The organism is Chitinophaga alhagiae (assembly GCF_003568665.1).
Lineage (GTDB): Bacteria > Bacteroidota > Bacteroidia > Chitinophagales > Chitinophagaceae > Chitinophaga > Chitinophaga alhagiae.
The window spans coordinates 618,535-633,683 of record NZ_QXMH01000003.1 but is presented as its reverse complement, the minus strand read 5'-3'; the positions used below and the strand labels follow the sequence as shown (position 1 = coordinate 633,683).

The window sequence follows — 15,149 nt, the reverse complement described above, 5'->3', positions numbered from 1 at the left end:
CCTTAAAACAAGCATCATGAAGAAATTGATCATATTCATCAGCCTGGCCGCCACTGTTACCGCCTGTAAAAAAGACGGCAACCCGCATAACCTGCCCGATGTATCGCCGGAGGCGTATGCGGGCAAAATAGACGGTTACGCCAGCTCGGACGAGGTGTTCTCCGCCGCGCTGGTAGCCTATTGGTCTTTTGACGGCAGCCAGAACGAACAGTTCAGCGGCACAGCGCCCACCGCCAAGGCCGGAGACGGTTTTGTTGACGGCGGGGTAAGAGGGAAAGCCCTCAGCCTTAACGCCGGTTACCTGTATTTTGCCAATCAGTTCGGCGCTTTCAAAACAGATTCGCTCAAGAGCTTCACCGTTAGCCAGTGGGTGCAGGTGCTGAACAACGGCGCCAAAAAAACAATGCTGTTCCAACTGGCGCGCCCCGGTATATTCAACGGCAACATCAACGTGGTGCTGGAAACCAACCGGTACCCCGCCACGGAGCTGGAGAAACTCACCATTCACCCTACCTTTACCGCGGCCAATAACGGCACGCAGGATAACCTGAACACCGCCAACGGTTCGTTCCCCTTCCTGTCTCCCAAAATAGGGATGGACAAATGGACGCACATCGTGGTTACGTACGATGGGGTGGCCAATAACTTCCAGATATGGGCAGACGGGGTGAAAGTAGGCGTGCCCGCTTTCCAGAACCGCGGTTCCAACTTCTTTAGATCACACGAGCCCAGTGAAGTGATCATTGGCGGCAATTACAACACCATTCCGGGTAAAACGGTGAATGCGGATGTTTCGTTTGCGCCTATGACAGGCAATATAGACGAAGTGAGGGTATACAGGGAATGCCTTACAGACGCGCATATCAAGGCGCTGTACAACCTGGGGCTGGTACACCAGTAACCTGTTGCCGCATATCAGTAAACGTTTGCATAAAAATGAGCGGCCCTTCGGGGCCGTTCCCTTTACCGGAAGGCAGTAAACCGTTTGCATAAAGAAATTGCGATTTCGGCATCTTTTTACTATCATTATTGCAAATAATGAAGCAATACATGTCATCAAGAAGGAATTTTATACTGCAAACGGCTATGGGCCTTGCCGCCACCACCGTGGCGCCGCTGGCCACCGTTGCCGGTACCGCCGTAGCGCGGCCACAGGCAAAAGACCTGCCCGTAGGCATGGCAGGCTACACCTTTGCCAAGTTTGACCTGGAAAAGGCCATTGCCATGATGAAGCGGGTGAACATCACCAATATTTCCGTGAAAGACATTCACCTGCCCCTCAACAGCAGCCCTGAAAAGATACAGCGCGTGCTGGAACAGTTCAAGGCCGGCGGCATTCATGTATATGGCGTGGGTGTTATTTATATGAAGTCTGAAAAGGCGGTGGATGATGCTTTCGCCTACGCCAAAAGAGTAGGGGTGCCGCTGATCGTAGGCGTGCCCAACCCGGAGCTGCTGGACTATACGGAAGCAAAGATCAAGGAATACAATATCAGGCTGGCTATTCACAACCACGGCCCGGAAGACAAGCTGTACCCCGGGCCCAAAAATGTGTATGACCTTATCAAAAAACGGGACGCGCGCATGGGCATCTGCCTGGACATCGGCCACGCACAACGAGCAGGGGAAGATCCCGCCAGGGCTATTGTGGCGTACAAGGAGCGGATATTTGACCTGCATATCAAAGATGTGACCGAAGGCTCCAACAAAGGCAAGGCCACAGAGATAGGCCGCGGGGTGATAGATTTTGCGGCGCTCATCAAAGCGTTGCGGAAGATCAAATACAGCGGTTACTCCAGCATCGAGTACGAGAAAGATATGACGGACCCCCTGCCGGGCATTGCTGAATCTGCCGGGTTCTTCAGGGGCGTGATCAAAACTGTCAGCTAATAATATTTGAAGCCGTTCTTACAATTGGAGGAACGGCTTCTTGTTTTTTATACTGGGTATTTCACCGTCCCGCATTTCTGTACACCTTGGGAGACACCCCGTTCTTCGTCTTGAACGCCTTCGAAAAGTAGAACAATGATTCAAACCCTACCTGGTAGCTCACTTCACTAATGGTCAGGTTGGTATCCGCAAGCAGCTCCTTTGCTTTGTCCAGTTTCAGGTTGAGAAGGTACTGGTTGGGAGATTGCCCGGTGACCCGCTTGAAATCCCGCCGTATTTTGGAATACCCCGCCGGCAGCCGCCGTACAATGTTCTCAATGCTGTCCGGGTTCTGGATAGATTCCCGTAGCAGGAATTTGGTTTCTTCCACCAGGTGGTGCGTATGGTCTGCGTTGAGGTGCTGGTACCGGGCGGCGGCTTGCACCAGTCCCAGTATCTGCAAGGTGATGCCGGCAATGATCTGGTGGTAACCGGGCGCTGCCTGCTGTACTTTTTCCAGCAGTTGCTGGAAGAGCCGCAGCAGGTTGTCATTATGCCCTGTTTGTATAAAAGGGTTGCCGGTGTCAAAGTTCTCCATCAGCAGGTTGGGGTAAGTTCCCTTGAAACCCACCCAGTATTCTTCCCAGCCGCTGTCTACATCCGGCTTGTACCGGTGCCATACGCCCGGGAACAGGAGGAAGCAGGTGCCTTCCTGTATGGTGCGGCTATGCGTTTCCGCGGATTCAAAAATGCCCTGCCCTTTCGAGATAAAAACAAGGTAATAGCCTTCCAGTATCCTTCCGCTGTCCCAGTTGAACTTGTGGCTGTCCGGGTGGTTCGTATTGAGCGGGTAAGGCTGACGGATATCAATTTTTGTATATCCGGCGGTGGTTACATAAAAGCCCCAATTGATCTCCTGTGGGCCAAATGGCAAATATTTACTATAATTCTTCATTTCCGTGGGCTTGGTAGAAGGCAAGCGGGCGTGCTCAAAAATTACAAACTATATCTCAAATTTTGTATTTTTTTTACCTGGTGCTTTATTAACTTTAAGCAGACTTTCTTAATATTATATGCATCATTAACAGGGCAAAACAGTAACGGAATGGGTGGTTACAGCCTATATAGCGACCAGCAACTGACTACATTGTTACAAGGGGGAGACGAGCAGGCCTTTACCGAAATATACAACCGGTATTGGCAGCGGATGTTCGTGCTCGCGTCCCGGAAGCTATTTGACCTGGAAGAGGCACGGGAAGTAGTGCAGAACATTTTTATCAACCTATGGGAGCGCCGGGCGCGGTTGGAAATAGACAGCAGCCTGTCTGCATACCTGTCTGTTTGCGTGAAGTACAGGATCATCAATGCCCTGGATAAACATTACGTGCGCAAGAAACACGCGGCGGAATTTACGGCAACCGTTACCGACAATGCTACAGAAGAATGGCTTGAATTTGAGGAAACCCGGGCGCGGCTGGCGAGGCTGGTGGCAGACCTGCCGGAAAAATGCCGGATGGTGTTCACCATGAGCCGGGACAAAGGCATGTCACAAAAACAAATTGCCGAAGCGCTGCATATCTCCGAAAAAACGGTAGAAGCCCACCTCGGGAAGGCCCTGAAAGCCCTGAAGGCGGGGCTCAGAAGCTATCTTCTTCTCTGACCCCGCTCCCCCCGGAAATTTTTTTATTCTCCACTAAGGGATTCCTTTCCCTGAACTGACATAGTTATAAAAGCCACGATCATGAGCAGCTCCGAAGAGCGGCAACGGTACGAATACCTGGCCCACAGATGGAAAAATAAAAGCATCTCTCCAGAAGAGGAGACGGAGCTGATGGCATGGCTGAACCGTGACAGTGATGAGCCGCTGGCTGTTCCCGATACCTTTGCGGCATCTGCGCAGCAGCTGAGAGATGACATGTATGCGCGGATAAAGGCCGGTACCGGCAAAAAGCAGCCTGTTATCAGGCGCTGGGTAGCCGTGGCCGCCGCTGCGGCTGTGCTGTTTGCCGTGGCGTTCTCGGTATGGCTGGGCAATACGCCCGCCTCCAGGCAGCCAATGGCCGGGCCGGTGCTTCCGGGAGATGTGCCCCCCGGCGGGAATATGGCCACGCTGACCCTGGGCAACGGAAAAACCGTGCAGTTGAGCAGCGCCCGCAGCGGCGTGGTGATCAACACGGCCGGGCTGACCTATAATGACGGTTCTGCCGTAGATGCGCCCGCGGGCAGTGGCGGCCCGGAAAACCTGGTGGCTACCACGCCGCGTGGAGGCACTTACCAGATCATTTTGCCGGACGGCTCAAAGGTGTGGCTCAATGCGGCATCTTCCCTTAAATTCCCCTCAACGTTTAAAGATCAACCTATACGCACCGTGGAACTGAGCGGCGAGGCCTACTTCGAAATTGCCAGGGTGAAGCAAACCGGCGGAAAGGGCATGGTGCCTTTTATAGTGAGCAGCAACGGGCAGCAGGTGGAAGTGCTGGGCACACAATTCAACGTTAGCGGTTACCCTGAAGACGGCCAGATCAGGACCACGCTGGTAGAGGGCAGCGTACGCATCAACGGCGGCAAAGGGCAGCCGGTATTGCTGCAGCCGGGCCAGCAGGCGGTATGGACAAACGGAGCGGTGGCAGTGCGCCAGGCTAATATCGAAGAAGCGGTGGCATGGAAGAACGGCTATTTTATGTTTAATGATGAACCGCTGGGAAGCATTATGCAAAAGCTGTCCCGCTGGTACAATATAGATCCTGTATTTGAAGACGACCTTACCAGGCATACATTTTTCGGCATGGTATCCAAATCGAAGCCTATCTCCGCAGTGCTCAACATTATGGAGACCACAGGCGGCGTACATTTCAAGATAGAAGGACGGAAGGTCATTGTAAAAAAATAACAACCAAATTCTGAGGGCATACAAGAAAGCCTTCACCACCAAACCAACAGAATACATTATGATGGATTATTTTCTCGGTCTGTACAGACCCGGGCGGGCCGTTTGCATGCCTGGCCAGATGAAGCGCTGTATGAAACTGGTCATGTTGCTGATGACGGCATTGCTGCTGCAGGTGAACGCGGCATCGTACGCGCAGCCCATTACGCTTGAAGTAAAGAACGCATCTTTAAAAAGTGTGATCACCACGTTAAGGTCGCAGAGCGGGTATGACTTTATGGTTAGCTCGGAAGTGCTCAATGCTGCGCGTCCCATCACCGTCAGCCTCCGGAATGCCAGCCTTGAAGCCGCGCTGGAAGCCTGCTTCAAAGGGCAGGAGCTGACCTATACTATTGTAGACGGCAGTGTTGTGATTAAACCGAAACCGCAGCAAACAGGCAGCCTCTTTGCGCTCATTGATATAAAGGGCAAGGTAACGAACAGCAAAGGCGCCCCGGTGCCGGGCGTGGTGATCAGGGTGAGCGGCAGCAATAAAAATACCGTGAGCGATGACGAGGGCCAGTACAGGCTGAGCGGGGTGGCAGACAACGCGGTGCTGCTGTTTTCCATGATGGGGTTTGCCCCGCAAACCGTATCAATTAACGGCAGAAAGGAAATAGACGTGGTGCTGGTGGAAGCGGATACCAAACTGAACGAAGTAGTGGTGGTAGGTTATGGCAGCATGCTGAAAAAAGACCTGACGGGTGCGGTAGGGCAGGTAGACCCGGCAGAAATGGCCAAGGCGCCGGTGGCCACCTTTGACCAGGCGCTGGCAGGGCGTGTGGCCGGGGTCAGCGTATCGTCAGGAGACGGGCAGCCCGGTAGCGTCAGTAATATCGTGATCAGGGGCGGCAACTCCCTCACGCAAAGCACCTCACCCCTGTACGTGATAGACGGGTTCCCGGTAGAGAACTTTGAACAGTCCCCGGTAAGCCCGGAAGAAATTGCCACGTTCACCGTACTGAAAGACGCGTCTGCCACCGCTATTTATGGCGCCCGTGGCGCCAATGGCGTGATCGTGATCACCACCAAAAAGGGCCGCAGCGGAAAACCTGTGGTAGATTACCGCGGCTCCGTTGGGGTGCAGCAGGTGACCAATACCATGGAAATGATGAGCCCCTATGAATTTGTGAAATACCAGCTGGAACTGACGCCGGCTCCCGCAAAAGAGACTTACCTGGACAAGCACGGTCTTACACTGGAAGACTACCGGAGCAAACAAGGCTATAACTGGCAGGACCTGCTGCTCCGCACCGCACCTATGCAGATCCACAACATTGCCGTGAGAGGAGGTACTGGGGGCACCCGTTACAGCATCTCCGGCTCGCTGTATGACCAGGAAGGCGTGATCATCAATTCCAATTACAAGCGTTACACCGGCAGGGTAGTGCTGGACCAGGATATTTCACCAAAAGTAAAAACGGGCGTGAACATTGCCCTGGGGCAAACGGCTACCAGCGGGTACCCTATTGCGCAGGGCGGCGCCAGCATGCTGGGGTATGTGATGTACAATGCCTGGGCTTACCGGCCCGTTACGGCCGGAGACGAGAACCTGGCGGAAGAGTTCATAGACGATGACCCCCAGAACACCGGCTCGTTCCTGCGCATCAACCCGGTGATCAACGCCCAGGAAGAGTTTTACAAGAATACACATACCGATGTTTCCGTAAACAGTTATCTTTCTTACAATATCCTGGACGGCCTGACGCTCCGCGTTACCGGCGGCCTGATCAGCAGGAAATCGCAGAACCAGTATTTCTATAACTCTAAAACATCTCGCGGTACGCCGTTTGGCGCCACCAATATCAGGGGCGTTTACGGCGGGGTGGTGAACAGCACGAGCCGCTCGTGGCTGAACGAGAACACGCTTAATTACCACAAGGTCTTTAACAGGAAACATACGGTAGACCTGCTCGGCGGCTTCACCGTACAGCAGTCTAACAGTGAACGGTATGCGTTTGAGGCATCAAAAGTGCCCAATGAAGAACTGGGTATTGCCGCGCTCGGCTCCGGTACGCCCTACAGCAACACATCCGCCCAAAGTGTCAACACCATGGCTTCCTATTTTGGCAGGGTCAACTATAACTATGATTCACGCTACCTGCTTACGTTCACCATGCGTGCAGACGGTTCCTCCAAATTTCCCGGCAACAACAAATGGGGATACTTTCCCTCCGGTGCGCTGGCCTGGCGTATGAAGGGAGAGCGCTTCCTGAAAGACAGCCGCCTGGTGTCTGATGCCAAATTGCGTGTAAGCTATGGCGTTACGGGCAATAACCGGGTAGGTGATTTTGCCTATTTCCCCGGGCTGGTGCTGAATGACAACTACGGTTATTCCTATGGTGATGCAGACCCGGTAAAAGGGCTGATCTACGGTTCCATGGGCAACGCGCTGCTGAAGTGGGAAAGCACCGGGCAGCTGGACATTGGCCTGGAGCTGGGGTTCTTCAATGACAGGATCTCCCTGAGCGCGGACGTGTACCGCAAAACCACGTCTGACCTGCTGCTCAATGCCAGCGTGCCGCGCACCACCGGTTTTACCACCGTGTTCGAGAACATCGGCTCCATCCGTAACCAGGGCCTGGAGCTGACCCTGAATACCGTGAACATCCGTAAAAAAGATTTCAGCTGGGAAAGCAATTTCAACATCGCTCTCAACGGCAACAAGATCATTGGCCTGGTAAGCGGGGAAAACAACCTGCGCACCGCCGTAACCTGGGACAATTTTTACCAGACCCCGCTGTACATTGCCCGCGTTGGGCAACCGGCGGCGCTGTTCTATGGGTATATATGGGATGGCAATTACCAGTACAGCGATTTTGACGAGGTGGCCCCCGGCCGCTACGTGTTGAAAAGCACGGTGCCTACCAGTGAAAGCACCCGCCCATCTGTGTCTACCGTACAACCCGGGGATGTCAAGTACCGGGACCTGAACGGAGACGGCGTGATCACCTCCGCAGACCAGGGCATTATCGGCAACCCGCAGCCCGCGCACACCGGTGGTTTTTCCAACAATATCAGCTACAAGGGGCTTAGCTTGAATGTGCTCCTGCAATGGTCTTACGGCAACGATGTGTACAACGCCAACCGCATGGTGTTTGAAGGCAACTCCCTGGGCCGCCCCGGCATGAACCAGTACGTGGAATACACTAACCGCTGGACGCCGGAGAACCCCAACAACACCATGTACCGCACCGGCGGGCACGGGCCGCTGGGATACTATTCTTCCAGGGTGATAGAAGATGCGTCTTTTTTACGATTGAAAACCGTTTCGCTGGCATACCGCGTTCCGCCCGTTTGGTCAAAAAAACTGAAGATGAGCAACCTGTCTTTCAACCTCTCCGCGCAAAACCTGCTGGTATGGACCAACTACAAGGGGATGGACCCGGAAGTATCTGTGCGCCATTCAGCCCTTACGCCCGGCTTCGATTTTTCAGCTTACCCGCGCGCAAGAACGGTTGTGTTCGGGATCAACGCCACTTTTTAGCCAATCAAAATCAACAGGAACATGAAGATCAAACATATTATACCACTTGTATGCCTCTTGTCTGGCGCCACCGCCTGCAAGAAGTTTTTGGATACCAAACCGCTGGACGTGCTGGCCCCGGCCAACTATTACACTACAGAAGACCACCTGCGTTACGGCCTGGCCGGCGTATATGATATTCTCGGCAAAGCGCCCCTGTATGCTTATAGCATGACGGTGAAGCTGGCTACGGAAGCGGACGAAGGGTACTACATGCGGGCCACCCAGATCAACGGGCCGCAACTGTACAACTTTACTTCCAGCGACCCGGAGATACTGAACCTCTGGACCACGCTGTACCAGGGCATCAGCCGCGCCAACGCCCTGCTGGAAAACGTGGGCAAGCCGGTGATGGACGAGACCGTGCGCGGCCACATCAAAGGTGAAGCGCTGTTTTTGCGGGCGTATTATTATTTCCTGCTGGTGTCCAACTTCGGGGATGTACCGCTCATCCTGAACACCGTTAGTTCCGTGCTGGGTAACGATGTGGCCAGAAGTCCCGCGGCGGATGTGTACGAGCAGATCACTAAAGACATGAAGGAAGCGGAGCAACTGGTGCAAACGGCCAGCCAGGCTGCTATTGGCGGCCGGATCAGCCAATCTGCCGTAAGGGGCGTACTGGCGAGGGTATACCTGTACTGGGCCGGTTACCCGCTCATGAACACGGCCAAATACCAGGACGCGCGTGACTGGGCTAAAAAAGTAATGGACGATGCGGAAGCAGGCCACCAGCTGAACCCCTCATTCAGCCAGGTGTTCGTCAACTATGCGCAGGACAAGTACGATATCAAGGAAAGCATCTGGGAAGTAGAATTTTCCGCCAAGGGAAATACCCGGGAGCTGGGGCAGATCGGCTCCTGGATCGGCATTACATCATCGAATGCCACCATTGGTACGGCGTACGGTTTCATTGGCGTTACAGACCACCTGTACCGCTCCTATGAGCCCGGAGACCTCCGCCGAGACAGGGCCATTGCCAATTTCAGTTATACGGCCGCCGGCGCAAAAACCTTCCATGCCGCCACCGTTCCCGGGTATAACAGAACAGTGGGCAAGTGGAGAAGGGAAGAAGAGCTGGTGAACCCGAGGCCCAACCAGTCTACCCCGCAAAACCTGGCGCTGCTTCGCTATTCAGATGTGTTGCTGATGTTTGCTGAAGCGGAAAACGAAGTGAACGGCTCGCCCAGCCAGGCAGCCATTGACGCGGTGAACGAGGTGAGGCGCAGGGCCTGGTCTACCGGCGTTAAGGCAATTACTATACTTTCCGGTGGCAGCGGGTATACCAGCGCGCCTGCTGTTACCTTCAGCGGCGGCAACGGCTCCGGCGCGGCGGCAACGGCCACGGTAACCGATGGGCAGGTGTCTGCCATTGTACTGGACCCGGATGCCATTACCGGCACCGCTATGGGGCAGGGGTACAGCACGCCTCCTGTTATTACCATTGCAGGCGGAGGCGGCAGTGATGCAACGGCGTCTGCCAGCATTTACGCCGTGGAAGATGCGGACATACCGGCGTTGGACAAGGCGGGCTTTCTCAAGCTGATACAGGCAGAACGCTCCCGCGAACTGTGTTTTGAAGGCATGCGGAAATACGACCTCATCCGGTGGAACATTTTTGTTTCCACCCTGAAAGAGGTGGCGTCGGAATTTACCGAGGACGCGCCGGCCAACCTGAAATATGGCGCCCTGAGCTTTAACAATGCGCAGTCCCGGAACGAGCTGTTTCCTATACCCATCACGGAGCTGGGCCTCAACAAATTGTTGGTGCAAAACCCCGGGTGGTAAAAATAAAGGTGTACGATTCAAAAAAGACCAATACGCATGAAAACATACATATGCTTTTTGACAGCGGCTATGCTGCTGGCAGCCGCGGGTTGCCGGAAAGACCTGGCATTCAGCGAACCGGATTTTGAAGTGTCTGTAGAGAGAGACCAGTACCAGGTGGGAGACACGGTAGCGTTCCTCTTCCGGGGCAACCCCGACTATCTCACGTTCTATTCCGGCGAAAGCGGTAACAACTACGCCAACCGCGAAAGGACCAGCGTTACCGGCACTCCGAAGATGAGCTTCACCTCTTTTGCTCAGTACGGCACGCAGCAAAACACCCTCAGCCTGCTGGTGTCTACAGACTTTAGCGGCAAGGTGGATGCGGATATTGCCCAGGCTACCTGGACGGACATTACCTCCCAGGCAAAACTCTCCACCGGGGCAGATAACACCCCCTCCGGCGAAATTGATCTTTCTGCCTTTGCCGATGGGGACAAAACGGTGTATGTAGCATTCCGGTACATTGGTACGCAAAGCGCCACTTCCGCGCAGAAAACCTGGACCATCAAGAACTTCCAGCTGTATACCGAAACGGCCGCCGGGGAAAAGGTATATTCCGTAAACGCCATTCCCGCCGCGGGTTTTACCGCCGTGAGCATCAAGAACGATGACAAGAAATGGACGCAGAACGCCACGCAGCTGCAGATGGCCGGGGGAGGCGCTAACACGCCTGACAATGAAGACTGGATAGTGGCGGCGCTCATCCCCAACCGCGTGAACCCCGATTGGGGCGTGGGCATCAAGGATGTGACCGGTACGCTGAACACTTTCAGGTACGTGCTGCAGCAGCCGGGAGACCGTGAGGTGGTGTTTGTGGCATCCAATGCCAACGTGACCGGCGCCAAATCCATTACCAGGAAAATAAACATCCACGTTTCGCAATAAGTATGAAAAGATTTTTCACCGCATGGCTGCTGCTTACGGGCATCGGGCTGCCATGCTTTGCCCAGCAGGATCTTGACGCCGCCCTGTTCCGCGAGCCACCGTTAAGCTATGGCCCCTTTACCCGGTGGTGGTGGCCCGGTAATGATGTGAACGAACAGGAATTGAGAAGGGAAGTACGCCTTTTTGTGGAAAAGAAATTCGGTGGCGTGGAAATTCAGCCGCTGACGGTAGGCATCAATCCAGCCAGCCATGACCTTGACCGCGTATATAGCTGGCATACGCCTTCCTTCTACAGCCATGTGCGCGCCGTTATGGAAGAAGCCGTTAAAACAGGCCTCACGGTAGATATGAACGGCGGCAGCGGGTGGCCTTTGGGCGGGCCGTTTGTGAAACCGGCGGAAAGCATGCTCACCATGGAGTCTGCAGATACCGTGGTGGCGGGCGGAACAGCGGTAAACATGCCCGTGCCCGCCCTGCAAACAGACTACTCCGCCATTACCCGCAACGGCAACCCCGTTTACAACCCGGTAGATCTTTCCCAGGCGCGGCTGCTGTCTATCTGTGCGGCCAAAATAACCGGGCAGCAGAAAGGCACCGCCTGGCTGGACCCCGCCAGCGTGGTGCAACTGCAGCTGCATGTACGCGCGGGGCGGCTGCGGTGGAAAGCTCCCGCAGGCGGGGAATGGAAGATCATTGCCATGTACATGCTGCCCAACGGGGAAAAGCCCATGTACATCGGTACGCGGCAAACAAGCCTGGTAACAGATCATCTGAACGCCAAAGCGGTAGAAGACAGTTATACGCAATTGTTTGGAGAGGGCACAGGGCTGAACAGGTACTACGGCAAACCCTTCCGGGCCGTGTTCAATGACAGCAAGGAGTTCATCACCAGCCGCCACATCTCCGCGGATTTTATAACGCAGTTCAAAAAAAGAAGGGGATACGATGTTCGCCCCTGGCTGGCGGCCAATATGATCCCCAATTATAACAACGCCTATTCTTTCGGGCGCGATACCGTGCCCCGCTATGCTTTTTCCGCGGAAGACTGGCGGTTGCATTATGATTACAACCTGACCATCTCCGAGCTTTACAAAGAAAACTTCCTGCACGCAAGCAGGCGCTGGATGGAGCGGCGCGGCCTGCAGCACCGCACCCAGGAATACGGGTTGATGGTGGATATCATCGGCGCCAGCGGCCTTGCTTCCATCCCCGAAGCGGAGCAATTGTCTGCCGGCGGGTCTGACGGGCTGGTGAAGCTGGTGGCTTCCGGCGGGCATCTTTACAACCGGCCGGTAATAGCCCAGGAATCATATGTTTTCAGCCAGCGCGCGGGCATGACCACGCCGCAAAAGATAAAGGCCTTTGCCAACAAATCTTTTGCCGCAGGCATCAACCAGCTGGTGTACCACGGTACTTCCTACAAGTACCAGACGGGAGAGTATGGCGTGGAGGGATGGAACACCTGGTCTACTCCTTTCCGCAACTTCAACTACGCTTCCAATTTCAGTGAAAGTTATAACTACTGGAACTATATGGGGGAGATCAACACCTTCATTGCCAGGAGCCAGTATGCGCTGAGAGCGGGAAAGCCGCGGGCAGATGTGCTGGTGTACTTTCCTTTTATAGACGCCGGCCCCTCACAGTTTGTGTACAACCCGGAAGAAACATTCGTGAACGGGTATTTTGAAGACCTGGAGCCTTTTGGCGGCGGCGCCACAAAAAAACGCATTCCCGACCCTACCGTGATACAGCAGTGGTTCATAGCTACCTGGCCTTTGCTGAACAAGCTGGAGGCAGCGGGGCTGACGTGGGATTATGTGAATGACGAGTCGCTGCTGGCCGCATCACATGCGTCAGGCGCTATCACCGTGCGTGGCAACAAATACCAGGCGCTGGTATTGTCAGGCGTACCGTACATGCCGGTTGAAACGGCGGAGCAGGTGCGGCGGCTGGCGGAAAAGGGCGCAAAAGTGCTGATATATGGAAAAGCGCCGGCAAAACAACCCGGCTTCAGGAACTACCGGGCCAATGACGCAAAGGTGGCCGCCATCTTTACAGCGGTGGCCAAAGGCCCGCAGGTACGGCAAATACAGGCGCCGGAGGCGGCTCAGGAATGGTGCGGGCATATGAACATGCCTGTCCGTTTTGAACAGCCGTATAATTTTATCAGGCAGGCGCAAAGAGAAATGAAAGACGGCAGCCGCCTGCACTTCTTCTGGAACAAGAGCACCGCGGTACAGCATATATCGCTCAGGATAGATAAAAAGTTTTCACAAAGTTACCTGCTTGACGCGGAGACCGGCCAGATCACCCGCAATGCAGGCCCCATTGTGCAAGTTGAGCTGCAGCCTTACAGCGCAGTGTTTTTATACGCTACCGTTGCAGGCAACATCACCGCGCCGTTACCGGCAGGCCGGAAAGAAGGCAGGGTAGTGGTGCAGCCTTCGGTATGGCAAATAAAAGCGGGAACGGTACAGCTTGAGAACAGCCGGTTGTTTGACTGGCGGGAGGATAGCGTGCTGCAATATTCTTCCGCAGCAGCTGATTACAGCGCCGTTTTTCCCCTTTCCATGAACAAGCGGGCCAGCTACAGGCTGTCACTGGGCGCCGTCTATTTCACGGCGGCGGTATGGATCAACGGGCAGTACGCGGGCAGGCGCCTCTGGCCGCCGTATGAGCTGGATGTGACCCGTTTGCTGAAAGAAGGGGAGAACACCATACGCGTACTGGTAACGCCGGCCAACCGCAATTTTTTTGTAGGACAGGGAGAAAAAGGCAACCCCCGGTACCAGCAGTTCAGGGGGCTGGGCAAAACACTGCTGCCCGCGGGCATAACAGGGCCGGTGCTCATCAGCGAAATCACTGACTAACGCATATCACTAAACCACAGACCATGAAAATTTCACTTCACCTCATTTTACCGGCAGTTGCATTGGCCATGATGTCTTGCAGCCGCGATGCCATGACCCCTGAAGGGGAAAAACCGGCAGTTGACGGGGAACTGGCTGCCACCACTTTGCTGCTGGCCAGCCATGTGATACAGAACGGCATGACGCTGACGGATATGAACAACGTAATAGCCGGCGCCAGCGCGGGAGATACGGTACTGGTAGAAGCCGGTACCTACCACATCACCGGCAAGCTCAATATGAAACCCGGCATTGTGCTGCTGGGCCAGGGATGGCCGGTGTTTGACGCCACCACCACGGCAGGCGGCACGGCGGCCACGCAGTTGCTGACCATGTCTTACACTACAGACATCAGCAATTGTCTGGTAAAAGGTATCAGCTTCCTCAACATCCGGTACCTCATCACCGGGGCCAACAAACCCATGATCGCTTTCTGCAAATTCGACCAGGGAAAAAAACTGCCCGCGTGGGACAAACTGTATTATCATGATGCCTACATCCACCTGTCCGGCACAGACAGCGCCGTAGTGGATAATTGTGAGCTGTACCGCAGAACGGGCCACCCTGGCCGCGGCATATGGAACACACAGGCTACCTACACGCGCATTATCAACAACACCATTGGAGATGGGGGAGCGGGCGGTTATTTCGTAACGGCCATCAATGACACGCAAACAGACCATACCACCATCCAGGCCAACACCATAGGGCGCAACACGGCCCTGAACACATCTCCTCAATATACGGACCATGGTATTTATGTACACAGCTTTGCACAAATGCTGATCAAGTACAACACCATAGGCGGCTGGCCAACAGATGCCTCGGGCGGTGCGGTAAAGGCGCGCAACGGCCACTACATCTCCATTTTCGGCAACATCATGCACGGGTCGGGCGTGTTGCTGTATGAATATGATGTGCCGGCGTACAACTACTTCAAGTTCGTAGACGTTTCTTACAACACTATCAACGTTGCTTCTCCCGTGAATGACATGTATCACGGTATCGGCTACTGGCGGAATAATACGGTAGGGTTTGAACATTCTATCCGCATCACGCACAACACCATGCCCAACGCTACTATCTGGGCCAACTTTGCGGCACTGAACGTGACCAACTTCAACGCTGCGTCGGGCGGTGTGTTTGACAATGACATGGGTTTGCTGAACCTGAAAACGGGCATTAATGCAAGCGGTAATTTTTAAGT

General features: G+C 54.5%; 10 protein-coding genes. 9 read left to right on the top strand and 1 reads right to left on the bottom strand.

The window, feature by feature from the left end; all coding sequences use genetic code 11:
• The first annotated feature begins 16 nt into the window (after window positions 1-16).
• Entirely contained in the window at window positions 17-901 is an 885-nt protein-coding gene (locus D3A97_RS18770; RefSeq protein ID WP_119080046.1) for a LamG-like jellyroll fold domain-containing protein, read from the top strand.
• Between the two features lie 149 nt (window positions 902-1,050).
• Window positions 1,051-1,890 carry a sugar phosphate isomerase/epimerase family protein gene (locus D3A97_RS18765; protein ID WP_119080185.1) on the top strand — a complete coding sequence of 280 codons (840 nt, stop codon included), beginning with the start codon at window positions 1,051-1,053 and terminating at the stop codon, window positions 1,888-1,890.
• A 61-nt stretch (window positions 1,891-1,951) separates the two neighbouring features.
• Here D3A97_RS18765 and D3A97_RS18760 read toward each other — a convergent pair whose 3' ends face one another.
• Window positions 1,952-2,824 (bottom strand): helix-turn-helix domain-containing protein, encoded by an 873-nt coding sequence (locus D3A97_RS18760; RefSeq protein ID WP_119080184.1) that lies wholly within the window; start codon window positions 2,822-2,824, stop codon window positions 1,952-1,954.
• 150 nt (window positions 2,825-2,974) lie between these two features.
• Here D3A97_RS18760 and D3A97_RS18755 point away from each other — a divergent pair, with 150 nt between their 5' ends.
• The 7 genes from D3A97_RS18755 (at window position 2,975) to D3A97_RS18725 (ending at window position 15,147) form a co-directional block, all read left to right on the top strand.
• The gene (locus D3A97_RS18755; RefSeq protein WP_119080045.1) at window positions 2,975-3,529 is read left to right on the top strand and encodes an RNA polymerase sigma-70 factor; all 555 of its coding nucleotides are present in this window, start codon (window positions 2,975-2,977) and stop codon (window positions 3,527-3,529) included.
• An 81-nt stretch (window positions 3,530-3,610) separates the two neighbouring features.
• On the top strand, window positions 3,611-4,759 hold the full coding sequence (locus D3A97_RS18750) for a FecR family protein (RefSeq protein ID WP_119080044.1): 1,149 nt from the start codon (window positions 3,611-3,613) through the stop codon (window positions 4,757-4,759).
• Between the two features lie 130 nt (window positions 4,760-4,889).
• Entirely contained in the window at window positions 4,890-8,282 is a 3,393-nt protein-coding gene (locus D3A97_RS18745; RefSeq protein ID WP_198674064.1) for a TonB-dependent receptor, read from the top strand.
• Window positions 8,283-8,303: 21 nt separating this feature from the next.
• On the top strand, window positions 8,304-10,106 hold the full coding sequence (locus D3A97_RS18740) for a RagB/SusD family nutrient uptake outer membrane protein (RefSeq protein ID WP_119080043.1): 1,803 nt from the start codon (window positions 8,304-8,306) through the stop codon (window positions 10,104-10,106).
• A gap of 36 nt (window positions 10,107-10,142) precedes the next feature.
• On the top strand, window positions 10,143-11,033 hold the full coding sequence (locus tag D3A97_RS18735) for a DUF5017 domain-containing protein (RefSeq protein WP_119080042.1): 891 nt from the start codon (window positions 10,143-10,145) through the stop codon (window positions 11,031-11,033).
• Between the two features lie 2 nt (window positions 11,034-11,035).
• Window positions 11,036-13,903, top strand: coding sequence for a glycosyl hydrolase (locus tag D3A97_RS18730; RefSeq protein ID WP_119080041.1), 2,868 nt, complete (start codon window positions 11,036-11,038; stop codon window positions 13,901-13,903).
• A gap of 23 nt (window positions 13,904-13,926) precedes the next feature.
• Entirely contained in the window at window positions 13,927-15,147 is a 1,221-nt protein-coding gene (locus tag D3A97_RS18725; RefSeq protein ID WP_119080040.1) for a right-handed parallel beta-helix repeat-containing protein, read from the top strand.
• Window positions 15,148-15,149: the final 2 nt, after the last annotated feature.